The 24110-nt window shown below is 61.6% G+C and carries 14 protein-coding genes; 11 read left to right on the plus strand and 3 right to left on the minus strand.

Features of this window, described 5'->3' with window-relative positions:
* The first annotated feature begins 499 nt into the window (after positions 1-499).
* From NL154_RS05875 to NL154_RS05910, 8 genes are all read left to right on the plus strand, one after another.
* On the plus strand, positions 500-5659 hold the full coding sequence (locus NL154_RS05875; protein WP_434733779.1) for a DUF4082 domain-containing protein: 5160 nt from the start codon (positions 500-502) through the stop codon (positions 5657-5659).
* Between the two features lie 97 nt (positions 5660-5756).
* Positions 5757-6941, plus strand: coding sequence for a GTP-binding protein (locus NL154_RS05880; protein ID WP_210628498.1), 1185 nt, complete (start codon positions 5757-5759; stop codon positions 6939-6941).
* A gap of 202 nt (positions 6942-7143) precedes the next feature.
* On the plus strand, positions 7144-11664 hold the full coding sequence (locus NL154_RS05885; protein WP_434733780.1) for a DUF4082 domain-containing protein: 4521 nt from the start codon (positions 7144-7146) through the stop codon (positions 11662-11664).
* An 18-nt stretch (positions 11665-11682) separates the two neighbouring features.
* The gene (locus NL154_RS05890; protein ID WP_434733781.1) at positions 11683-12915 is read left to right on the plus strand and encodes a GTP-binding protein; all 1233 of its coding nucleotides are present in this window, start codon (positions 11683-11685) and stop codon (positions 12913-12915) included.
* Positions 12916-12988: 73 nt separating this feature from the next.
* Positions 12989-13294, plus strand: coding sequence for a hypothetical protein (locus NL154_RS05895; RefSeq protein WP_210628495.1), 306 nt, complete (start codon positions 12989-12991; stop codon positions 13292-13294).
* A 41-nt stretch (positions 13295-13335) separates the two neighbouring features.
* Positions 13336-15480: a peptidase domain-containing ABC transporter gene (locus tag NL154_RS05900; RefSeq protein WP_221147324.1), complete on the plus strand. Its 2145-nt coding sequence runs from the start codon at positions 13336-13338 to the stop codon at positions 15478-15480.
* A complete protein-coding gene (locus tag NL154_RS05905) occupies positions 15477-16940 on the plus strand; it encodes an HlyD family type I secretion periplasmic adaptor subunit (protein WP_221155875.1) in 1464 nt (487 codons plus the stop codon). Before NL154_RS05900 ends, NL154_RS05905 begins: the two co-directional genes overlap by 4 nt.
* A gap of 351 nt (positions 16941-17291) precedes the next feature.
* The gene (locus NL154_RS05910) at positions 17292-17669 is read left to right on the plus strand and encodes a hypothetical protein (protein WP_221147322.1); all 378 of its coding nucleotides are present in this window, start codon (positions 17292-17294) and stop codon (positions 17667-17669) included.
* A 258-nt stretch (positions 17670-17927) separates the two neighbouring features.
* Here NL154_RS05910 and NL154_RS05915 read toward each other — a convergent pair whose 3' ends face one another.
* Both NL154_RS05915 and NL154_RS05920 read right to left on the minus strand, forming a co-directional pair.
* A complete protein-coding gene (locus NL154_RS05915; RefSeq protein WP_434733782.1) occupies positions 17928-18824 on the minus strand; it encodes an alpha/beta fold hydrolase in 897 nt (298 codons plus the stop codon).
* A 126-nt stretch (positions 18825-18950) separates the two neighbouring features.
* Positions 18951-21026, minus strand: coding sequence for a lytic transglycosylase domain-containing protein (locus NL154_RS05920; RefSeq protein WP_210628491.1), 2076 nt, complete (start codon positions 21024-21026; stop codon positions 18951-18953).
* A 213-nt stretch (positions 21027-21239) separates the two neighbouring features.
* Between NL154_RS05920 and dapA the strand changes: the two genes are divergently transcribed.
* Both dapA and smpB read left to right on the plus strand, forming a co-directional pair.
* Complete coding sequence (gene dapA / locus NL154_RS05925; protein WP_085859039.1) at positions 21240-22124, plus strand: 4-hydroxy-tetrahydrodipicolinate synthase; 885 nt, start codon at positions 21240-21242, stop codon at positions 22122-22124.
* A 97-nt stretch (positions 22125-22221) separates the two neighbouring features.
* A complete protein-coding gene (gene smpB / locus NL154_RS05930; protein ID WP_210628490.1) occupies positions 22222-22701 on the plus strand; it encodes an SsrA-binding protein SmpB in 480 nt (159 codons plus the stop codon).
* A 38-nt stretch (positions 22702-22739) separates the two neighbouring features.
* On the opposite strand, the gene NL154_RS05935 is transcribed toward smpB, so the two are convergent.
* On the minus strand, positions 22740-23321 hold the full coding sequence (locus NL154_RS05935) for an NYN domain-containing protein (RefSeq protein WP_003578261.1): 582 nt from the start codon (positions 23319-23321) through the stop codon (positions 22740-22742).
* A gap of 298 nt (positions 23322-23619) precedes the next feature.
* On the opposite strand from NL154_RS05935, the gene rpoZ reads away from it, so the two are divergent.
* Positions 23620-24024: a DNA-directed RNA polymerase subunit omega gene (gene rpoZ / locus NL154_RS05940; RefSeq protein ID WP_011424719.1), complete on the plus strand. Its 405-nt coding sequence runs from the start codon at positions 23620-23622 to the stop codon at positions 24022-24024.
* The last annotated feature ends 86 nt before the right edge of the window (positions 24025-24110 follow it).

Here is a 24110-nt window from a genome sequence, read left to right on the forward strand (position 1 = left end):
GTTTGCTTTGCCTCATCAATTTTGATGAGGTGGGGGCGGGTGCCTCAGTCTAAATCGAGCAGGAGCGTATATCTCAGAGAGGTATCATCTTGGAAAATCAATAGCTCATGCACGCAGGAATAGGCGTTCTAGCCGCGAACGACCGCGATCGCATCCTCGTTCCGGATTGAACACGCCGCGATCCCGACGGCTCTTGCCATAGCTCGGCAGACCACCTCCGTTGTTCCTGCTTGGGCGTTTCCGGCGTCAGTGCCGCCATGGGGCGATGGTGGAAGAAGCCACCGCCACGGCTTGGGCCTTGCACCGAGCGCAGCCAAGCTCCGCGGCCCGCCGGTCTCAACTTTTATTGGTTTATACGATACGGCCGTTGCCCAAAGGATACCGCATGTAGAGCAAAAGGTGTAGGATATACTCGCCTGTTTTTCGGCTATACTTCCAGGCTGGTGTCAAACGATCGCTCATAGATTTGATCTTATAAATTTCGCGAGAGGTGCCTGCCATGTATCGCAACGCCCGCCGGTGGACTTCGCGCTCACTCCTCCTGGACTCGCTGGTGCCCCGGTGGTTCACCGTCGGCGGAAAAGAGAGACCGCGCAAGCCTGCTGAAAAGCATAGGGATAGTGCTCAACTTGCGGCATTGGTGCAAACCGCCGATGGACACAAGCAGGGCACCCTTGTCGACGATCCCTATAAGGATGCGGCCCTCAACGAACATCATGGGCAGAAAGCGCACGTGAACGGCGACTCGGACAAAAACGTCGACGAGCGGCCCTTAACCGACACGATCGCCACGCCTAGCGAAATGAGAATTCTAAGCGGTGACGGGGCCGCGCTGTCGGGTTCTATGCCGAATCTTGCGAGTTTCCCGTGGCACGCGGACGGAGTTGCGTTCGGGACGACATCGTCCCTTCAGCGCACCTATACCGGAATGAGCTCCTATCCCGGAATGAGCTCCATGGGCGACGATCCTCTGGCTGCCTATCTGCCGCAAAGCCCGGCATCGACAGCTTCGGGGGAAGGTGTTCCTAAGGTGGCGGCCGGACGTGCTCATTCGGGCAAGGTCGTTATTCTCGAATCGAGCCCGTCAGGGCAGGCGACCGCGCACGACGCCGGCGCGAATTCGCTGGCCTTCGGCATGCCCTTTGGCGTGTGCGGGTGCGGCTACTTTACCTCACCGACGCGCATCCTCGATTGGGCCCATGGCGGCGCCCTGCTTCAACAGGACGGTCAATTGCCGGGGACCAGGCTGACCGAAGGACCTGACTATGTCGCGACGATCAAGCAGGCCATCGGCGCCTCGATCAGCGATCCGCTTTTCGATCGGGACCTGTCCCCGCTCTCGGGCTGGCGCGGAACCGCAACATGGTCGGACGTGGCGCTCACCAATGGAACCCTGCCAGGCGGGGGAGAGACGGGAACGGGAACAAAATCCAAGGATATAGGTATCCTGTCCGGCTCTGTGACGAAGCCACCTAAGCCTTCTATGCAGGGGTCATCGACAACGCAAAGTCTGGCGGTCACGGCGGCGGCTGCCAGCAATGCGATCGTGCTGGAAAACCAGAAGCAGGGCAATCCGGAGAGCGAGTGGGGCATCAACGGTGCCGGTAGCTCCAACATCGAGGGGTTTGCGACAGACATCAGCGTCGATAACGGAAAGACGATCAGCTTTAAGATCAATACCAACTCCACCAATTACCGGATCGATATCTATCGGCTCGGCTATTACGGCGGCATGGGAGCGCGCAAGGTCGCGACCATGCAGCATACCGGATTGCAGACTCAGCCCAGTCCATTGCGCAATGCCACGACCGGCACAGTGGACGCCGGCAACTGGGCCGTCTCGGCGTCGTGGACGGTACCTGATGATGCCGTCTCGGGCGTCTATATCGCCAAGCTCGTGCGTCAGGACGGTACCTCCGGATCTAACCACATTCCGTTCATCGTGCGCGACGACGACAGCCACAGTGACGTCGTCTTCCAGACCGCGGATGAGACCTGGCAAGCTTACAATGGCTGGGGTGGCGCGAACTTGTATGGCGGCAACGGGCCTGCGACGGGGCAGGGCGCCGGCCGCGCCTATGCGGTCAGCTACAACAGGCCGATTGCCACCCGCGGCAATGTCGGCACTTACGCCGGTCCCCAGGACTATCTGTTCGGCGCCGAATATGCGGGTATCTACTGGCTGGAACAGAACGGCTATGACGTCTCCTACTTGTCGGGTGTCGACGCCGACCGCTATGGCAGCCTCTTGCTCAATCACAAGACCTATGTCGATGCCGGGCATGACGAATACTGGTCGGGACAGCAGAGAACCAATGTCGAGGCTGCGCGCGACGCGGGCGTAAACCTGATGTTCTGGAGCGGCAACGAGGTCTATTGGCGTACCCGCTGGGGCAACGCCTATAGCGCCGACGGCACGCCTTATCGCACCCTCATCACCTACAAGGAGACATGGGCCGGCGGCGATATCGATCCTTCCGACCAATGGACAGGCACCTTCCGCGATCCACGCTTCAGCCCACCGGCCATTGGCGGCGGCAATCCGGAGAATTCGCTGACCGGCCAGTTATTCAAGGTCGATGATGTCGGCAATAATCTTGGCGCCATCACCGTTGGCTATGATGATGCCAACCTGCGCTTCTGGCGCAATACGAGCGTTGCCAACCTCCAGCCCGGTCAGACGGCGACGCTCACCAAAAACTATCTCGGTTACGAGTGGGACGAAGCGCCCGATAACGGTTTCGATCCGGCTGGCCTGGTGAAGCTGTCGTCGACGACGCTTCCGGTCAGCACCTACTTGCTCGATTACGGAAACACGACAGGCAATGCGACGGCGACCCACAATCTGACCCTCTATCGCGCCCCCAGCGGTGCGCTGGTATTCGGCGCCGGCACGGTCTACTGGACATGGGGGCTCAGCGACAATCACGACCTCACGGCGACCCCGACGGACCCGCGTGTGCAGCAGGCAATGGTCAATTTGCTTGCCGACATGGGCATTCAGCCTGGAACGCTGCAGTCCGGACTCACCGCCGCAACCGCTTCGTTGGACCACACTGCGCCGACATCGGTCATCACGGTGCCCGCCACGGCGACCGTTGGATCCACTGTGACGATTACCGGCACCGCTGCCGATACCGGAGGTGGGGTCATCGCCGCGGTCGAGGTTTCGACCGACAACGGGGCGAGCTGGCATCCGGCGACGGGCGATGAGAACTGGACTTATACCTGGCAGCCGCAAGCCACGGGCACCTATACTATCCGGTCTCGCGCAGTCGATGATAACGTCAACCTGGAAACGCCCTCGGCGGGACGAACGGTCACCGTCAGCGGGCCGAGTTACACCTCTCTCTTCGGTTCGGCGACGCCAGCGGTCGTCAACACCAACGATACCTCGGCGGTTGAACTTGGCTTCAAATTCCAGACCTCCGTCGCAGGTACGGTCACCGGCATTCGTTTTTATAAGGGCAGCCAGGATACCGGCACGCATACCGGTTCACTATGGTCGAGTACCGGCACGCGGATTGCGACCCTCACCTTCGCGAACGAGACTGCCAGCGGCTGGCAGACCGCCTATTTCACCAGTCCGGTATCGCTGACGGCTGGACAAACCTACACTGCATCTTACCATACGAATACCGGTCACTATTCGTCGACCACCGGCTACTTCACCTCAAATGTAACCAGCGGTCCGCTCACGGCGCCGGCCAGCGGCAATGGCGTCTATGCCTATGGCAGCAACAGCCTATTTCCCACGGCCACCTTCCAGTCGACGAACTATTGGGTCGATGTGATGTTTACCACGTCGAGTTCGAATACGACGCCGACGGCGGTTGCCGATACGGGGGATGCGACCGAGAAGGGCGGGGTGGCCAACGGCTCGGGCGGCGTGGCCGCCAGCGGCAACGTGCTGACCAACGACACCGATCCGGATGCCGGCGATACCAAGACCGTGACGGCGGTCCGCTTCGGGACGACGTCAGGCACGCTCGGCTCATCGCTGAACGGCACCTATGGCAGTCTCGTGCTCAATGCATCGGGCACCTATACCTATACGATCAACGAGACCAATACCGCCGTCCAGGCGCTGCGCCTGTCCACCAACACGCTGAGTGATGTCTTCAGCTACACGATGCGTGATGCCGCCGGGGCCACCGCTACGGCAAACCTGACCGTCACCATCCATGGCGCCAACGATGCGCCGGTGCTGGCCGTCCAGACGACGACCCAGAATGCCACCGTCGGCTCTGCCTTTTCCTTCACGCTGCCGACGACCACCTTCACCGATGTCGACAGCAACGAGACGCTGACCTATTCGGCAACCGCCGCCGACGGCACGGCGCTGCCCTCCTGGCTGACCTTCAACGCCTCGACGCGCACCTTCTCCGGCACGCCGACGACGTCGGCCACCTATGGCATCAAGGTGACGGCGACTGATCTCGGCGGCCTCGCGGCCAACGAGACCTTCAACATCGCCGTGTCAGTGCCCGGGAATACGACGCCGACGGCGGTTGCCGATACGGGCGATGCGACCGAGAAGGGCGGGGTGGCCAACGGCTCGGGCGGCGTGGCCGCCAGCGGCAACGTGCTGACCAACGACACCGATCCGGATGCCGGCGATACCAAGACCGTGACGGCGGTCCGCTTCGGGACGACGTCAGGCACGCTCGGCTCATCGCTGAACGGCACCTATGGCAGTCTCGTGCTCAATGCATCGGGCACCTATACCTATACGATCAACGAGACCAATACCGCCGTCCAGGCGCTGCGCCTGTCCACCAACACGCTGAGTGATGTCTTCAGCTACACGATGCGTGATGCCGCCGGGGCCACCGCTACGGCAAACCTGACCGTCACCATCCATGGCGCCAACGATGCGCCGGTGCTGGCCGTCCAGACGACGACCCAGAATGCCACCGTCGGCTCTGCCTTTTCCTTCACGCTGCCGACGACCACCTTCACCGATGTCGACAGCAACGAGACGCTGACCTATTCGGCAACCGCCGCCGACGGCACGGCGCTGCCCTCCTGGCTGACCTTCAACGCCTCGACGCGCACCTTCTCCGGCACGCCGACGACGTCGGCCACCTATGGCATCAAGGTGACGGCGACTGATCTCGGCGGCCTTGCGGCCAACGAGACCTTCAACATCGCCGTGTCGACGGCGCCGACGACCTACAGCCTGTTCTCCGCCTCCAGTACGCCGGCCCGGACCCTCAACGATGGTCAGCAGCTCGAACTTGGCGTCAAGTTCACGTCGAACGTTGCCGGGGATGTCACGGGCATCAGGTTCTATCGCAGCGCCAATGACAACGGTCAGAATGTCGTCGACCTTTGGACCACGACGGGAACCAAGCTTGCCACCGCCACCTTCACCACCACCACCGCGAGCGGCTGGCAGACGGTGAACTTCACAAACCCCGTCACCATCGCCGCCAATACCACCTATGTCGCCTCCTATCACACGACAGGCGCTTACGTGGCGACCAACAATTTCTTCACGACCGCCGTCACCAACGGTCCGTTGACGGCGCCGGCCAGCGGCAATGGCGTCTATGCCTATGGCGGATCCGCCACCACAGGTCTTTTCCCGACCAACAGCTACAACTCAACCAATTACTACGCCGACGTCGTCTTCCGGCCGCAACTCGTCGCGTGATGCAAAGGATAAAGTTAGGATCGGGAATGAGGCTTATACGACGCAAATGCGGGTCGCAGAGAGGGGAGCTGCCTCCGCTCCCATTCAAGGGACCGCGATGAACAAGGGCGAGCGGCTCCCGGTGACAGTGCTTGCCGGCTTTCTCGGCGCCGGCAAGACGACGCTCCTCAGTCACGTCCTGAACAACCGTCAGGGCCTGCGTGTTGCCGTCATCGTCAACGACATGAGCGAAGTGAATATAGACGCCAATCTCATTCGCGACAGCGGCTGCAACCTCTCGCACACGACGGAGACGTTGATCGAGCTCAGCAATGGCTGCATATGCTGCACCCTGCGCGATGACCTCCTGACGGAAGTGCGGCGACTGGCCGAAGAGAGGCGATACGACTATCTGCTGATTGAAGGGACGGGCATTGCCGAGCCGCGCCCCATCGCTGCCACTTTTTCCTTCCGCGACGAGAACGGTGTTTCGCTCTCCGATTTTGCCAGACTTGACACGATGGTGACCGTCGTGGATGCCGCCAGCCTCCTGGCTGATTACAGCAGTGCCGATCTGCTTCGCGACCGCGGCATGCAGCGGGACGGCGAGGACCGGCGGACACTCATCGACCTGTTGGTGGATCAGATCGAGTTTGCCGACGTTGTCGTGATCAACAAGATCGCGGACGCGACCGAGGAGCTAAGAGCGGAAATCCGCAAGACGGTGGCTGCGCTCAACCCGGATGCGCACCAGGTGGAGACGGACTTCGGCAATGTTTCTCTTGCAACCATTCTCAATACGGGCCTCTTCGACGAAGCAAAAGCCGCCGCTCACCCGTTATGGCACAAGGAGCTGTACAGCCCGGGTGATCATGTTCCGGAGACGGAGGAATATGGCGTGTCGAGCTTTGTCTATCGCACGAGGCGTCCCTTCGACCCCATGCGGTTTCGAGCATTCTTGGACGAGCCCTGGCCGGGGGTCATCCGCGCCAAAGGTCATTTCTGGCTGGCCACGCGACCGCGTCACGTGGGTCTGATGTCGGCGGCCGGCGCGCAGCGGCGCTGCGAACCCATGGGGCTTTGGTGGGCGGCTGTCCCCCGGCAGGACTGGCCGAGCCACCACCAGTTTCGTCAGCAGATCGAGCGCCGATGGGACAGTGCCTGGGGCGATCGTCGGCAGGAACTGGTGTTCATTGGTGTTGACATGGACGAGACAGGCGTCCGCAGCGCGTTGGACGACTGCCTGGCCAGCTCGGATCCGCGGGACTGGTCGGTCCTCGAAGATCCGTTTCCGGCCTGGTAGCACGGCGCGGCGCAGTTCAGCCGGGTCGGCGAAACAATACCAGAGTTCCTTTTCAACGTGCGTCAGCGCCCAGCCAAGCGCTCTCCGCAGCGTCGCAGCCCTGTCGGTCGGGTGCGCGGCGAGGATCATCATATGGGCGTATGGAGGTACCACCCACATACCCCAGATTGCTGTCGTACGTTCCGTTTCGAAAGCTGGCAGGATGAAGTCATCCAATGCTGGTCGACGGGAAACGGGGACGCCGCTCTTGCTGAGATTTCATGTGCGGAATCGCAAATATCTGACTGCTGCCGGCGGCACGCCATGCGTCACTCATGCTATCACCGGCCGGGCCACGCTGCTTGGAACTCCAACCGTAGTGTCTTCGAGCACCCAGGGTTCTTCCGGCTTTGCCAATCAAGGCAGCGCAACCGTCCAATCCTCTTTCACCGGCACAGTCACAGCTTCGCTGATGTCATCCGGCGGTATGCAATCGTCCCCTGCCTCGTCGATGGCCATACCGGCGCCTGAGGCAGATGGCGGGGCACAAGACAGCTCCACGAAGACGGCGTCGGCTGCGACGGTCTTCCAGACGCCTTCCTCGATATCGCAAGACACCGTGCTTGCCCCGGATCCGTACGAAGAGGCTGCGACGCTGCCTGCCGCGCCTGCGCTGACGGGCATTACCAGCGATGCCGACACCGGAAGCGCCACGACGGCTGTGCCGGTCACTTATTCCAGCAGTCTCGACACGACTTCGTTGCGCCTTCAGGCCTCGATAGCATCCCTCTCGGTGGAGCCGAGCCAGGACGCTCCGGCCGACACGAGCGCGGTTTCAGCGCTGGCCGCACCGGCGGTCGCTCCGGCTGCGGTCACGCTCAACAGGATCGCACTCGAAAACCTGAAGCAGGGCAACCCGATCAGCGAGTGGGGTCTGGAGGGCGACGGCAACGGCACCATCCAGGGCTTCGCCACTGAAATCAGCACGAATATCGGCCAGACCGTCGATTTCAAGATCGCCACCGATTCCACGCATTACCGCATCGATATCTACCGAATGGGTTATTACGGCGGGGCTGGTGCGCGCAAGGTCGACTCGATCGAGCAGCAGTTGACGACGGCGCAGATCCAGCCGCATCCGATCGTCGATATGTCGCTCGGTCTCATCGACTGCGGCAACTGGTCAGTGTCCGCCAGCTGGCAGATCCCCACCGACGCCGTCTCGGGCGTCTATTTTGCCAAGCTGGTGCGCGAGGATGGCACCGAGGATGCCAGCATCATTCCCTTCGTCGTGCGCGACGACTCCTCGCACAGCAACATCGTCTTCCAGACCTCGGACACGACCTGGCAGGCCTATAATGCCTGGGGCGGCGCCAGCCTCTATTATGGCGAGGTCCCCGTCGATCCGGCCGATATGATCGGCTACCTGCCGCCGAACTGCAGCTGCGGTCTGACCGCCATCGGCCGCGCCTCTGCAGTCAGCTATAACAGGCCGATCATCACCAATACGAGCCCGGTCGGCGGCTCGCACGATTTCGTCTTCGGCGTCGAGCATTCCGCTATCCAGTGGCTGGAGCAGAACGGCTATGACGTTTCCTATATTTCCGGCGTCGATGCTACGCGCAGTGGCAGCCTCCTGCTGAACCATGATGCCTTTCTGTCCGTCGGCCACGACGAATACTGGTCGGCCGAGCAGCGCACCAATGTGGAGGCCGCGCGCGATGCCGGCGTGAACCTCGCCTTCTGGAGCGGCAACGAGGTTTATTGGAAAGTCCGGTGGGAAAGCAGCATCGACGGCAGCGGCCAGGCCTACCGCACCATGGTCTGCTACAAGGAGACCTACGGCACGAGCACGGACCCGAGCAATGTCGGCACCGGCACCTGGCGCGATCCGCGTTATGCCGATCCGGGGCAGGAGCCGGAGAATTCGCTGACGGGCACGATGTTCCAGGTGGACAGCTACCGCCAGGATACGATCTCCATCCCCTACGACTATTCGAACCTTCGCTTCTGGCGCAATACCGATGTGGCAGAGCTTCAGGAGGGTGAAACCTACAATCTGGTGCAGAACCTGCTCGGCTACGAATGGGATTCCGATGTCGAGAACGGATTCCGTCCGGCTGGACTGATCGACCTGTCGCTCTCCTCGGTCGCGGTGAACACCTACCTCCGCGATTACGGTTCCACGATCGGCGATGCGGTGGCGACCCACAGCCTGACCATGTACCGGGCGGCAAGTGGCGCGCTCGTCTTCGGCGCCGGCACCGTCTTCTGGTCCTGGGGGCTGAATGATCAGCATCAGGGGCCGGCAACGCCAACCGATCGCAACGTGCAGCAGGCGATGGTCAACATGTTCGCGGACATGGGCATCCAGCCGACGACGCTCGATGCGAGCCTGATCCTCGCGACCCAATCGACCGATACGCTGAAGCCCACCTCGTCGATTACCTCGCCCATCGTTGGCGCAAGCTTCCTCGAAGGGCAGCACGTGACGATCACTGGAACGGCGCAGGATTTCGGCGGCGGCATGATTGCCGGCGTCGAGGTTTCCACCGACGGCGGCCAGCACTGGTTCAAGGCCACGGGCCGCGAGAGCTGGACCTATAACTGGGTCGTCCAGGCGAGCGGCACCTATACGATCTTGTCACGCGCCGTCGACGACAGCGTCAATCTGGAGGCGCCATCGGCCGGCAAGCAGGTCACCGTTACGCTGCCGGGCACGCAGGGCCTCTGGACACTGGCCGAAAAGCCCGCGACCGAGACGGCGGTCGATCGCGATTCCGTCGAGCTCGGCCTGCGCTTCCAGGCGACGACGGCAGGCTCGGTGGAGGGGATCCGCTTCTACAAGGACTTCTACAATATCGGCGAACATGTCGTCAGCCTCTGGAGCAGCACCGGGACGCTGCTGGCGACCGGCGTATCGACAGGTGAATCGCTCTCTGGCTGGCAGACGGTGATGTTCTCCAGCCCGATCCAGATTGCGGCCGGCACGACCTATGTGGCCTCCTATCACAGCAACGGCTACTACTCGATGACTGCCAATTATTTCAGCGAGCCCTATGCCAGCGGCGCGCTGAAGGCCGTCGATGGAGGCGGCGTCTACGCCTACGGGACCACTGCCGGCACATTCCCCGGCCAGAACCCCGGCGGTACCAATTACTGGGTGGACGTGGTCTTCGATGCCGGCCCCAACAGCCAGCCGGTCGCGACCGACGACAGCGGGCTGATCATCGGCCACAACGGAACGCTTGTCATCTCCATTGCCGCACTCCTGGCAAACGATACCGATCCCAATGGCGATGCGATGACCATCACCGCCGTCGGCAATGCCGTCAACGGCACGGTCGCTCTCAACAAGCAGACCGGCGCCATCACTTTCACGGCGGCCAACGATTACTCAGGCCCGGCGAGCTTCACCTATGCGCTGTCGGACGGGCGCGGCGGCACGGATCAGGGCAATGTCAGCCTGACCGTTCAGACTGGTTCGGCCGGCGAGACACTGTTTACGGCGAGTGAGGGACCCAGCGGCGGCAGCTTCAACGACAATACGGCGATGGAACTCGGAATGAAGTTCGTCGCTTCCTCAAACGGCACGATCTCGGGCATCCGCTATTACAAGGCTGCCGGCGATACCAGTGTGCACACCGGCTCCATCTGGAGGGCCGATGGCATGCTCGTCGCCACGGTCACCTTCACCAACGAGTCGCTTTCCGGCTGGCAGACCGCGAACTTCGCCACTCCGCTGCAGATCACGGCGGGTGCGACCTATGTCGCCTCCTACCACACGACCGGCACCTATGTGGCGACCTCGAACTATTTCAACGCGGCGCATACCAACGGCTCGCTGACGGCGCTTGCAGGCAGCAATGGCGTCTACGCGGTCGGATCGGGCTCGACCTTCCCGACGTCAAGCTACCAGTCGACGAATTACTGGGTCGACGTCGTCTTCAACCAGTCGGCGGGCAATACGGTGCCGGTCGCCGCCAATGACAACGGCTATACGACCTATACCAATACGGCTCTGTCGATCGCCGCTGCAAACCTGCTCGCAAATGACAGCGACGCCGATGGCGACCCGCTTGTCATCACCGGCGTCAGCGGCGCTGTCAACGGTTCGGTGTCCTACGACAGCCAGACGCAGACCGTCACCTTCACGCCGACGGCAGGATATACCGGGCCGGCAAGCTTCAGCTATTCCATCGCCGACGGTCAGGGCGGCACGGCATCCGCCCAGGTTTCGCTTGCCGTCAACTCCCAGGCAAGCGAGCAGAACGTCTTCAGTGCCAATGAAACGCCCGCAGTCGTCTCCGTGAACGACAATCAGCCGGTCAATCTCGGCATGAAATTTCAGGCAGACACGGCAGGCTGGGTCACGGGCCTCCGCTTCTACAAGGGCGCCGACAATATAGGCCCGCATAACGGTTATCTCTGGACCGCCTCGGGCACGCTGCTTGCCAGCATCACCTTCAGCAACGAAACGGCAAGCGGCTGGCAGACTGCCACGCTCACCCAGCAGGTCGCGGTCGAAGCGGATACGACCTATGTCGTTTCCTACAGCACGAACGGCAATTACTCGGCGACGGGCAATTACTTCAGCACCGAGAAGACGAGCGGCGACCTCAGGGCGCTCAGCGGTGACAACGGTCTCTACGCTTATGGATCGAGCGGGTTGTTCCCGACCAGCAGTTACAACAGCACAAACTACTATGTGGACGTGGCGTTCAAACCGCAGCTCGCGGCGTAAAGGCGAGCGGGGGTATCGATGACGGGTGTAGACAATCGACTTCCGGTGATGGTCCTGGCGGGGTTTCTCGGCGCCGGCAAGACGACTGTCCTCAATCATGTCCTGAACAATCGCGAGGGACGCCGGATCGCCGTGATCGTCAACGACATGAGCGAGGTGAATATCGATGCCGATCTCGTCCGTGACGGCGGCGCCAACCTCTCGAGGACGGACGAAACCCTGGTCGAGCTCACCAACGGCTGCATCTGTTGCACATTGCGCGACGATCTCCTGAGCGAGGTCCGCCGCCTCGCCGCCGCCGGCCGTTTCGACTATCTGCTGATCGAGGGTACGGGTATCGCTGAGCCCCTGCCGATAGCAGCGACCTTCTCCTTCCGTGACGAGAGTGGAGCAGCGCTCTGCGATGTCGCACGGCTCGACACGATGGTTTCCGTCATCGACGCGGTCAATCTTCTCGCCGATTATGCCAGTGCGGAGTTTCTGAGCGATCGCGGCCAGAGCCGTGATGGAGACGACGAGCGCAAGCTCGTCGAACTCCTCGTCGAACAGATCGAATTTGCCGACGTCGTCATCATCAACAAGGCAGGCGACGTGCCGCCCGCAATGCTCGCGGAAGTTCGCCGGGTCGTCGCGGCGCTCAATCCGGATGCCCGTGTCATCGAGGCGGTCTTCGGCCAGGTGCCGCTTGGCGCAATCATGGATACCGGGCTCTTCAGCGAGGTCAGGGCCGCCCGCCATCCGCTCTGGCACAAGGAGCTTTACGGCTGGGGCGATCATGTGCCGGAGACCGAGGAATACGGCATAACAAGCTTCGTCTATCGCAGCCGCCGGCCTTTCGATCCGGCACGGCTGAGCCGCATGCTGGAGCAGCCATTGCCCGGCATCATCAGGGCAAAAGGTCATTTCTGGCTGGCGACCCGACCGGACGAGATCGGCCTGCTGTCGATCGCCGGCACCCAATGCCGCATCGGTACCAGGGGTTTCTGGTGGGCCTCGGTGCCGCGCGCGCACTGGCCGCGCCATCCGCAATTCCGCCAGTTGCTCGACCGGCATTGGGACGATGTCTGGGGCGACCGCCGCCAGGAACTGGTCTTCATCGGCTCCGGCTTCGATGAGAGCGCCATCCGCATTGCTCTCGACGAATGCCTGACTGGGGAGGAGAGGGGTTTCGATCCCCAGACCGCCGTCGGTCTTCGCGATCCGTTTCCGCCATGGCGGCACGACACGCACGCATCGAACCGAAAAATGTGAAGCGGTTTTCGGATAATCCGATGCGTCGACTCAAAGGTGAACAGGTTTTGATTATCAACCAGAGGAGAGAACAATGAGCAGCGAACTTTATGCAGACGGTATCGGCGAAATCACCGTCACGGGAACGATCGTGCGCATCGACCTGATGTCGCTCTCGGCCACCGATCGTGACGCCAACAACAATCCGAAGCCGGTTTTCCGCCAGCGCATCATCATGCCTGTCGATGCCTTCGCCAATGCGGTCGACCTCATGCAGAAGGCGCTTGGCGGTTTGGTCGAGGCGGGTGCGGTTCGTCGCATCGGGGAGATGTCGGCTGCCGCCGCCACCGATATCCAGCCGGCGCAGGGTGCTTCAAACGCGTCGCCGAATTTCAACTGACAACAGGCAAAGCCTCGGTCTCGTAGTGTTTCGGGTGGGCCATGAGTGGTTTTCTGCATACCAATCTGCATTGTCTTGCGCTCGTCGCGCGTCATCACGGCGTCGATCTTTCGCCTGAGCGACTGCAACACGATTATGCCGTCGGCAACGATCCGGTGGCCGTGCGGCAAATGCTCCGGATGGCCAAGGATGCCGGCCTGAGGGCCAGGCATCTGACGCTCGACTGGCGAGGCATGTTCCAGCTCGGCGAGGCTTTCCCGGTGCTTGCCGAACTTTCGAACGGCAACTGGGTGGTCATCGCCGGCGCTCTCGGGGAGGGCGAGGATGAGCGGATCCGCGTTCTCGACCCGCTCGCCACCCGTCCCGAAGTCATGCTGCTGAGCGAGGAGCAATTCGCCAAGGCCTGGCTCGGATCGGTGGTGCTGCTGAAGCGCAACTATCGCATGTCGGATGAGGACCGGCCCTTCGGCTTCCGCTGGTTCGTCCCCGAAATCATCCGGCAGCGCAGCTTCTTCCGCGATGTGGCGCTTGCAGCCTTCGTGCTCTACGGGCTGGGGCTGACGACACCAATGTTCTTCCAGCTCGTTATCGACAAGGTGCTCGTGCATCAGAGCTATGCGACGCTGACGGTCCTGACCGTCGGTATCGCGGTCGCGCTCGTTTTCGATGCGACCTTCAGTTTCCTGCGCCGTTATCTGCTGCTCTATGCCACCAACAGGATCGACATCCGGGTGGCGACGCGCACCTTCGGCCATCTGCTCAACCTGCCGATCGCGCTCTTCGAGCAGGCCTCGGCGGGCGTTCTCGTCAAGCATATGCAGCAGACGGGACGCATCCGCGAATTCCTGACCGGCCGGTTGTTCCTGACGCTTCTCGACGGCGTATCGCTCTTCGTCTTCGTGCCGATCCTGCTTCTCTACAGCGTCAAGCTGACGCTCGTGGTGCTCGGCTTCGCAGCCCTCGTCGGGCTGGTGGTGATGATGCTCGTCGGGCCGTTCCAGCGCCGCCTGCAGGCGCTTTACCAGGCCGAAGGCGACCGGCAGGCCCTCTTGGTGGAAACCGTGCACGGCATGCGCACCGTCAAGTCGCTGGCACTGGAGCCGCGCCAGCGCAAGGTGTGGGACGATTATTCGGCGCAGTCGATCTCAGTGCGTTTCCGGGTCGAAAAAATCTCCACCATCGCCCAGTCGATGACCGGGCTTCTGGAAAAGCTGATGAGCGTGGCGATTATCGGCCTCGGCGCGCTCGATGTCTTCAGCGGCGCGATGACGATCGGCGCGCTTGTTGCCTTCAACATGCTCGCCGGCCGCGTCTCGGGGCCGCTGGTGCAGATCGTCACCATGGTCCACGAATATCAGGAAGTAGCGCTTTCGGTGCGCATGCTCGGCGAGATCATGAACCAGCGGCCGGAGCAGGCCGGCCGCGGCCGAGGCGTGCGACCGCATCTGCATGGCCGCATCGAATTCGACAGGGTCACCTTCCGCTATGCTCCCGATGCGGCGCCTGCGCTCGACAATGTGTCCTTCGCCATTCCGGCGGGCTCGGTCTTCGGCGTCGTCGGCAAGAGCGGGTCGGGCAAGACGACCATCACCCGGCTGATTCAGGGCCTCTACCAGAGCCAGGAAGGGCTGGTGCGCATGGATGGCTATGACAGCCGCGAAATCGACCTCGTGCATCTCAGAACCAGCATCGGCGTCGTGCTGCAGGATAATTTCCTGTTTCGCGGCACGGTGCGCGACAATATCGCCGCCGCCAAGCCGGATGCCAGTATCGAGGAAATCATGGAGGTCGCACGCATCGCCGGCGCGGAAGAGTTCATCGAGCGGCTGCCGCGCGGCTTCGACACAATGCTGGAGGAAAATGCCGCCAACCTCTCCGGCGGCCAGAAGCAGCGGCTCGCCATTGCGCGCGCGCTGATCACCGATCCGAAGCTCCTGATCTTCGATGAGGCGACGAGCGCGCTCGACCCCGACAGCGAGGCGATCATCCGCGAGAATCTGAGGCGTATCGCTGCCGGGCGCACCGTCGTCATCGTCTCGCACCGGCTTTCGACGCTTGTGGATGCCGATGCCATTCTCGTCATCGATCGCGGCAAGGTCGCCGATATCGGCCGGCACGATCAGCTGGTGTCGCGCTGCATGACCTATCGCCACCTGTGGGCACAGCAAATGAGGCAGGTCGCATGAACGCGCGTGTCAGAAAATCCAGCGAGAACCTGCCAATTCCATCAGACAAGGGTGCCTCAGACCATGGCCCTTCAGACAAGGGGCCGCCAGGCAGGGGCGGGCAGCTCGTCGCTCGCCCGCCGCTGCCGCCAGCAATTGCCGAATTCCAGTCCGACGCCGTCGAGCTCGAGGAACGTGCTCCGCCGCGCGTTGCGCGCATGACGCTCTATTGTGTGACGGCGCTGATTGCTGCGATCATCATCTGGGCCTCCGTCTCTGATATCGATGAGGTGGTGATTGCGCCCGGCAAGCTCGTCACCACCCAGCCGACCATCGTCGTCCAGCCGCTCGAAACCTCGATCATCCGCACGATCGATGTGAAGGCCGGCGAGGTGGTGCATGCCGGCCAGACGCTCGCAACGCTCGACGCCACCTTCAGTCAGGCCGATGTCGACCAGCAGCAGGCGAAGTTCTCGGCACTCGACGCCCAGGTGAAGCGCATCGAGGCGGAATTAGCCGGAGACGACTACACGATGATCGCGGGAACGACGCCCGACGAGATGCTGCAGGTGCAGCTCTTCGGCCAGCGGCGCGCCTTCTATACGGCGCAGCTGCAGAATTTCGAGCAGCAGATCGCCGGCCAGTCGGCAGCGCTTGCCGCGGCCAAGAACCAGGAGGCGGTGCTCATCGACCGGCGCGACACGCTCTCGCAGATCGAAGGCGCCCGCACGCGGCTCTACGACAAGCAGAGCGGCTCGCTGATCACCATGCTCGGCTCGCGCGACGCCCGCCTCGACGTCGAGTCCGATCTGACCGCCGTGCGCGGCAAAGCCGACGAGGCGGCGCATGCCTTTGCCAAGCTGAAAGCCGACCGCCAGGCCTTCATCGAGGATTTCCGCCGCGCCGCGATGGAACAGCTGGTGGAGCTGCGCGGCCAGCGTGACATGGCCGACGAGGAACTGAAGAAGATGGAGCTGCGCCGCAACATGGTGTCGCTGACAGCACCTGCCGACGCCGTCGTGCTCGATCTCGCCCAGCGCTCTATCGGCTCGGTCGTGCGCGAAGCCGAACCGATCGTCACGCTGGTGCCGATCAACGTGCCGCTCGAAGCGGAAGTCTCGATCAACACCCGCGACATCGGCCGCATCGCCGTGGGTAAGGAGGCTCGCATCAAGCTGGACGCCTATCCTTTTCAGAAATACGGCACCGCGTCGGGCGAAGTTCGCACCATCAGCCAGGACACGTTTATGACCGGCCAGCAGCAGGAACAGACCGCCACCCCGAGCCAGCCGGCCGCGCCCTTCTTCAAGGCTCGCATCCTGCTTGCCGACACGAGACTGAACGCCTCGGACGTGCCGGTCACACTGCTGCCGGGCATGACCGTCTCCACAGAGATCAAGGTCGGCAACAGGACGGTGATCTCCTATTTCCTCTACCCGCTGCTGCGCGGCCTGGATGATGCCATCCGGGAACCGAACTGAGAAAGCCGCCTCCTACACACGCCGGGGGACGGCGTGCGCCAGGATTTCAGGCAGCCGCCCCCAAACCGTTCGGGTATCGGCGGGTGCCGCATCCGATATTCAGATCCGCGAATGTCGTGAGAAAGGCGACGCGTCCCCAAACCTCCCTCCCTACGCTTGTCACGCGAATCCAGCCTTCGCGCGTCTGCGCGGTGAATGACACCAACTTGCAGGCTGATCAGGCCCTTGTTTGGGGCGCTGATCGAGGGGAAGTCGGAGTAATGGGATGGCATTGTCGAATGCTCTTGAGCTATTGCCGGTGGGCTGTACAGTTTGTTGCCGAAACGATCTCCAATCTGACGGGAGTAACAGGTGGAACCAGATGCGGCGGGTATAGCCGATATCCGTGAGGCCATTGGCGAAGAGTTCGGGCCTGACGGATTGTTTTACAACATGCGGAAAATGAAGTTTCTCAAGATCGCAGCCGTCAGGACGCTGGAGGTAATCCGTCGTATCGATGCAGAATCCTACGATGAGGCGAGCAGGAAGGAGCTGGCCTTACTGATCTGGGAACTGCCGTCGCTAATGCTTTTCTGGCGGGACAGATGTGTGGAGACTGAGGGAGACGAGCTCGAGATTGGGAGATATGCCCTCGAAATCAAGCGGCTCATCGATGAGAAAATGCATGCTTTGTTAAACCCGGATACAGCGACCTATCGGGAATCGAGGGCACGGAAGTATCCGGAGTAATGTGTGGATGGACGCAGCGAGGGGGGAGCTGTTCGCTCCACCCGTGACATCGGCGATGTGTGTGGCGGCAAGAAAGCTCGCATAAGCTCGATGTCTATCCCTTCAGAAATCGGCACGGCCTTGGGCGAGGGCAGAGCGATCAGCCAGGATATGTTCCTCGCCGACCAGCACCAGGAACAGAGCGCCGCCCCGAGGACCGGCAGAAGTTCTTCGAGGCCGGCATCCTGCGCCTTCCGAACATCAATCCGACCAATCGACCTATCGGCAAGTGGCGAGAAAAGCGCGAATTGCTGCAGGGATAGTACCGAGATGAAGGAGGGGCGCATGTCCTTGCCCTTCGGCGCTATGAAGGATCAATCCGGGATGCAGGCGGGCCATTTCGCTCGCGGTTTCCTGCGAAAGCAGCGGTGAATTTTCGCCACGGATCAACATCAGCGGAAGGCGGCTCAGGCTTTCGAACTGTGCCCGGAGATCGGGCAGCGGCTGGCTGAAATCGATGGCTCTCAATGCCTCTGCGATCGCAGGATCGAAGTCGGCGACTGGCCTTCCGCCAACGTCGCGATAAAGGGCAAGCGCCATCTCGCGCCAGTCTTGCTCTCCAAGCGCGGTAAACGAGGCACCATGATTTTCCCTCAATAGTTCGGCCGCCTCGGTCCAGTCCGCCGGTCTCCTGCCGCCGTTGAGGTAATCTCGGATCAGCGCCAGCCCTTCACCTTCGATCACAGGCCCGATGTCGTTGAGGATGACGGCTTCGAGAAGATCCGGGCGTGTCGCCGCGATCAAATGCAGGATCAGGCCGCCACGCGACGTGCCGATGAAAACCGCCCGTTCGATGCCGAATGCCGCGCAGGCGGCAATGATGTCGCCGGTCTCGACGGCGAGATTGTAATTGGCCTTGTTCTCATCCCATGCAGAATTTCCGCGGCCGCGCGAATCGAGCGCGATCACCCTGCGCGGGCCGGTTCTGTCGCGGCTGAGAAGCAGCGCAAGCGGATGAAAGTCCCGGGCATTTCGGCTCAGGCCGGGCAGGCAGATCACCGGCAGCCGTTCGGCGGCTGCCGCCTCCTCGGGCCGGTAGTCGCGGGCATAAAGCCTCAGTCCATCGGAGGAAGAGTAAAATCGTTCCTGGAAACCGCCTGCATCCACGTTCGGCATCGCATCCTCGAGACCTGTCTGATCCAGAAGGTGTAGAGCATGTCTCGCAAGAATGCGCAGCGGTTTTGCGATAAAGACATGCGGAAAACAAAAGACCAGCCTGCTTTTCAAGCCGCGCCAAACGATTCAGGAGGCGCTGCGTCCGCCGATCAGGTCGCGCTCGATATCCGTCGATTGGCCAAGGCGGGCCTTGTAGACTTCATAATTCTCCATCACCCGCTGCACGTAGTTACGCGTCTCGGGAAAGGGGATGCGCTCGATCCAGTCGACGATCTCGTCGATCGGCCTGCCGCGTGGATCGCCGTAGCGTCCGATCCATTCCGGCACCCGCTTCGGTCCGGCATTATAGGCGATGAAGGTGAGGATGTAGGAGCCGCCGAAGGCTTCGATCTGCTCGCCGAGATAATGCGCGCCGAGCGTCGCATTATAACCGGCATCGGCAGTCAGCTTGTCCTTCGAAAAGGTGATGTTGTGGCGCTTGGCCACCGCCTGGGCCGTGCCGGGCAGAAGCTGCAGCAGGCCGCGTGCATTCGCCGCCGAAACGGCGGCCGGATTGAAGGCGCTCTCCTGCCGGGCAATCGCATAGGCGAGGGCCTTGCCGGAGCCGGAGATATTGGCATTCGGCGGGATCACGCCGACGGGAAAGGCGAGCGCGGCGACATCGATGCCGCGGCCATAGGCGATCTTGCCGACCTGCAGCGACAGATGATGATTGCCTGATTGCTCGGCCTGCGCCGCAAGGATCGCCAGTTCACCGGGACTTTGCAGCTGATCGGCGAGCGCGAGATAGAGGATGTCGGCCCGCCATCCATGTCCGGCTGCCTCAAGCCGGGCGATTGCCTGCACGGCCTCGCGCGCCTGGAAACTCTGGCGGTCTGCTGCGCTCGGGATGGGATAGCTGACGTTGAGCGTCTTGCGTCCAAGCCTTTCGGCCGCGAGCTGCCCATAGAAGGTGCCGGGAAAATTCGCGGCCTTGCCATAGAATTCGCCGGAGTTGCCGGGACCGCCGGCCTCGGCGGCCCGCCCGAGCCAATACCAGGCGCGCGACACCGAGATGGGACCGTTCGAAGTCACCAGAATCTTGCGGAAATGCTTTTCTGCCGTTGTCGGGTCCTGCAGCCCGCGCAGCGCATACCATCCGGCATGGAACTCGGCCTCGACGATATCAGTCGGGCTGGTTGCCGCGGAGCTTGCGACGATGCGGTAGGCAGGCTTGAATTGTCCCTGATCGACGAGGCCGCGGCTGACGATCCGCTGCTCGTTCCACCATTCTCCGGAATTGACGAGTTCGCCCGGTTCACGCGGCATCTTCTCCAGAAGCGCCGCCGCTTCGGTATATTTGTCCTGCTTGCGCAGATATTCGATGCGCGCGAATAGCAGGCCGGCATCGCCACGCCATTTCGGCTCGACGCTATTGAGCAGCGCGCCGGCATTGGCGGCTTTGGCGTCGACGGCGGCCCAGGCCTTGTAGAGGGACTGCGCCTCGCCCATGTCGCCGAAGCGCTTGGCCTGCGCCACCCTGCCACGATACATCAGATAGTCCATCCGCGCCTTGTGATCGGCTGGCGTCAGCAGGGCGGAAAACTCGAGGAGGATCTTGTCTTCACTCGCCTTGTCGAGAGCCTCGGTGCGCCAGACCTTGCGGATATATTTTGCCGCCTGCGCCTGCTTGCCTGACGCAGTCAGCGCCCGCCCGAGAATGACGGCGCCCTGCATCGTTTCCGGCGCGGTATCGCCGAAGGCGGCGAGCACCGCTGACGGGGCGGGGTTTTCGTCGTAGAGCGCTCGTTCGGAATAGGCGCGCAGCCTTGAAAGGCCTGGCCATCCCTTGAGCTCCTGCGCGGCACGGGCAATTTCATAGGAGGGAACGCCCTTCAGGCCGGAGACGGCGATCGCCCAGGTGAGGATATGGCGGTCGAGCGTGCCCTCGCGCAGGCTGTCGCGGATCGAGAGGGCCAGTTGCGGATTCCTGGCGGAAAGCGCATCGAGGCCGGTTTTCAAGTCATTGGCGACCGGCGCGACGGCCGGATTGCGGGGGATGGCGCCGGTTGTCAGCGCTTCCGGAATCGATGTCTCGGGAACGAAGCCGATCGGCTTGACCTCAGGCGTCGGAATGCTTTCGCCGGGAAGCGGCGACGCGAGGCTGCCCCACGCGGCGGCAGCAAAGCCGAAGGCGGTCAGAATCAGCACAGCTTTCTTCATCCGGGATCTCGCAACGAAAACACGCCCTGCCCATTTGGCTGGAGGCATCTTAACGAAACCTTACCGTACCAGGTAAAATTCATTCACATCTGCTATCGGAATTTGCCCTAAACCGAACTCTCCGCGCTTGTCGCGATGATTTCGGCGCTCTATGGTGCGCAAAATATTCATGGAATGCGGCCGAAGCAAGGATTTGGTCGTGAGGAGCTTTGCATGTTCAACGGGTCCATTCCCGCCCTCGTCACCCCCTTCACCGATGCCGGACTGATCGACGAAGCGAGCTTCGCCGCCCATGTCGACTGGCAGATCAAGGAAGGCAGCAGCGGTCTCGTTCCGGTCGGCACGACTGGCGAATCGCCGACGCTGTCGCATGCCGAGCACAAGCGGGTCGTGGAACTCTGCATCGAAGTGGCGGCAAAACGCGTTCCGGTCATGGCCGGCGCCGGTTCGAACAATACGCGTGAGGCCGTCGAACTCGCCCAGCATGCCGAAAAGGTCGGCGCCGACGCCGTGCTCGTCGTCACGCCCTATTACAACAAGCCGACACAGAAGGGTCTGATTGCCCATTTTTCCGCGATTGCCGAGGCCGTCGCCCTGCCGATCTATATCTACAATATCCCCGGCCGTTCGGTGATCGACATGACGCCGGAGACGATGGGTGCTCTCGCCAAGGCGCACAGCAATATCGTCGGCGTCAAGGACGCAACGGGCAAGATCGAGCGTGTCTCCGAGCAGCGCATCACCTGCGGCAAGGACTTCCGGCAATTGTCCGGCGAGGACGCGACGGCGCTGGGTTTCAACGCTCATGGCGGCGTCGGCTGCATCTCGGTGACGGCCAATGTCGCCCCGCGCCTCTGCGCGGATTTTCAGGCCGCGACGCTGGCCGGCGAATACGCCCGCGCGCTGGAATATCAGGACCGGCTGATGCCGCTGCACAAGGCGATCTTCCTTGAGCCCGGTCTCTGCGGCGCCAAATACGGCCTCTCCAAGCTCGGCCGGATGAGCCGCAATGTCCGCTCGCCGCTGCTTTCAACGCTGGAGCCGGCAACCGAAGCAGCGATCGACGCCGCCATGCGTCATGCAGGCTTGCTGAACTGAGGGGACCGGTCGTCTTCACAAGGCCGGATCGTTCCCTTACATAAAGGGCAAGCAATGAGGGCGCGACTTTTCGCGCAACCTCGAAGGAAATATCGTCATGGCCCCAAAAGGCAGCCAGCGCGTGGTGAACAAGGTCGTGGCCGAAAACCGCAAGGCCCGCTTCAACTACGAGATCATCGATACTTATGAGGCAGGTCTCGTGCTGAAGGGCACGGAGGTGAAGTCGCTGCGCGAAGGCAAAGCCAATATCGCAGAATCCTATGCGTCGGACGAGGATGGCGAGATCTGGCTGATCAACTCCTACCTGCCGGAATATCTGCAGGCGAACCGCTTCAATCACGAACCGCGCCGGCGCCGCAAGCTGCTTCTGTCGGGCCGTGAAATCCATCGTCTGCGTTCCGCCGTCAACCGCGAAGGCATGACGCTGGTCCCGCTCAAGATTTATTTCAACGATCGGGGTCGGGCGAAGATGGAGCTGGCACTCGCCAAGGGCAAGAAATTGCACGATAAGCGCGAATCCGAGAAGGAGCGCGATTGGAACCGGCAGAAGAGCCGCTTATTGAAGGAAAACGGCTGACCATCACGCCGCAGCCGATCGGCTCGCGGCGTTTTCGATCAGTCCTCGAAATCGCTGGCCGGGGCGACTTCGGCCGGGCGCGGCGCCCGCTCCGCGGGATCGCGACCGATCTCAGCCTTCAGCGACAAGAGATCGATGAAATGATCGGCCTGCCGCCGCAGGTCGTCGGCGATCATCGGCGGCTGCGTCGCCATGGTCGAGATCACCGAGACCTTGCGGCCTCTGCGCTGCAGCGCCTCGACGAGGTTCGTGAAATCGCCATCACCGGAGAAGATGACGAGATGGTCGACGGTTTCGGACTGTTCCATGGCGTCGATCGCAAGTTCGATGTCCATGTTGCCCTTGATCTTCCGCCGGCCCATGGAGTCGGTGAATTCCTTGGCAGGCTTGGTGACGACTTTGTAGCCGTTGTAGTCGAGCCAGTCGATCAGAGGACGGATCGATGAATATTCCTGGTCCTCGATCAAAGCCGTATAATAGTAGGCGCGCAGGAGGTAGCCGCGTTTCTGGAATGCCTTCAGGAGCTTGCGGTAATCTATGTCGAAACCTAGGCTCTTGGATGCAGCGTAGAGGTTGGCGCCGTCAATAAAGAGTGCAATTTTTTCGCGTGGGTCAAACATCGTTTACCAATTCCAATGAGAGAAATCGAAATTCGCAGGGCATCAAATTTCAATAAATACAATGGCTTATTGTGATTTTTGATCTGATGCTTACTTTACCATCTGTTCATATAAGAGAGATTTAGGGCACGGTTCCGCATATTCCAAGCAACCTTTGGTGGAATTGTCACATTCTCCATGGAAATTTAGCTCGGCACCGGATAAAGACGAGGGGAGCCGGAACGAAAAACTTGTATTTGCCCGGTTTTAATTGTATCGGGCGTGCTAATCCCGAAATGACGACCGTAAAGGACAGGCAATGGCCCGTGTCACAGTTGAAGATTGCATTGACAAGGTAGAGAACCGCTTCGAGCTGGTTCTGCTCGCCAGCCACCGCGCCCGGCTGATTTCCCAGGGTGCCTCGATCACCATCGATCGCGACAACGACAAGAATCCTGTCGTGGCGCTGCGCGAAATCGCCGACGAGACGCTTTCGCCCGATGACCTCAAGGAAGATCTGATCCATTCGCTGCAGAAGCATGTCGAAGTCGACGAGCCCGAGCCCGATCCGGCCAGCATGATCGCCGCCGGCGGCGCTGCTGCCGCCGACAGCGAGGAGCAGGATGACCTGCCGGAGACGATCACTTTCGACCAGATGTCGGAAGAAGAGCTGCTTGCCGGTATCGAGGGCCTCGTGCCGCCGGAAAAGAGCGACGATTATTAAGCGTCTCGACCGGATCTGATCCGGAAAAGAGCGACGATTACCAATCGTCAATCTTGCGCCTTTATTGCTTAGGCATATTATTGCCC

It is taken from the genome of Rhizobium sp. YTUHZ044 (genome assembly GCF_051123975.1).
Classification (GTDB): Bacteria; Pseudomonadota; Alphaproteobacteria; order Rhizobiales; family Rhizobiaceae; genus Rhizobium.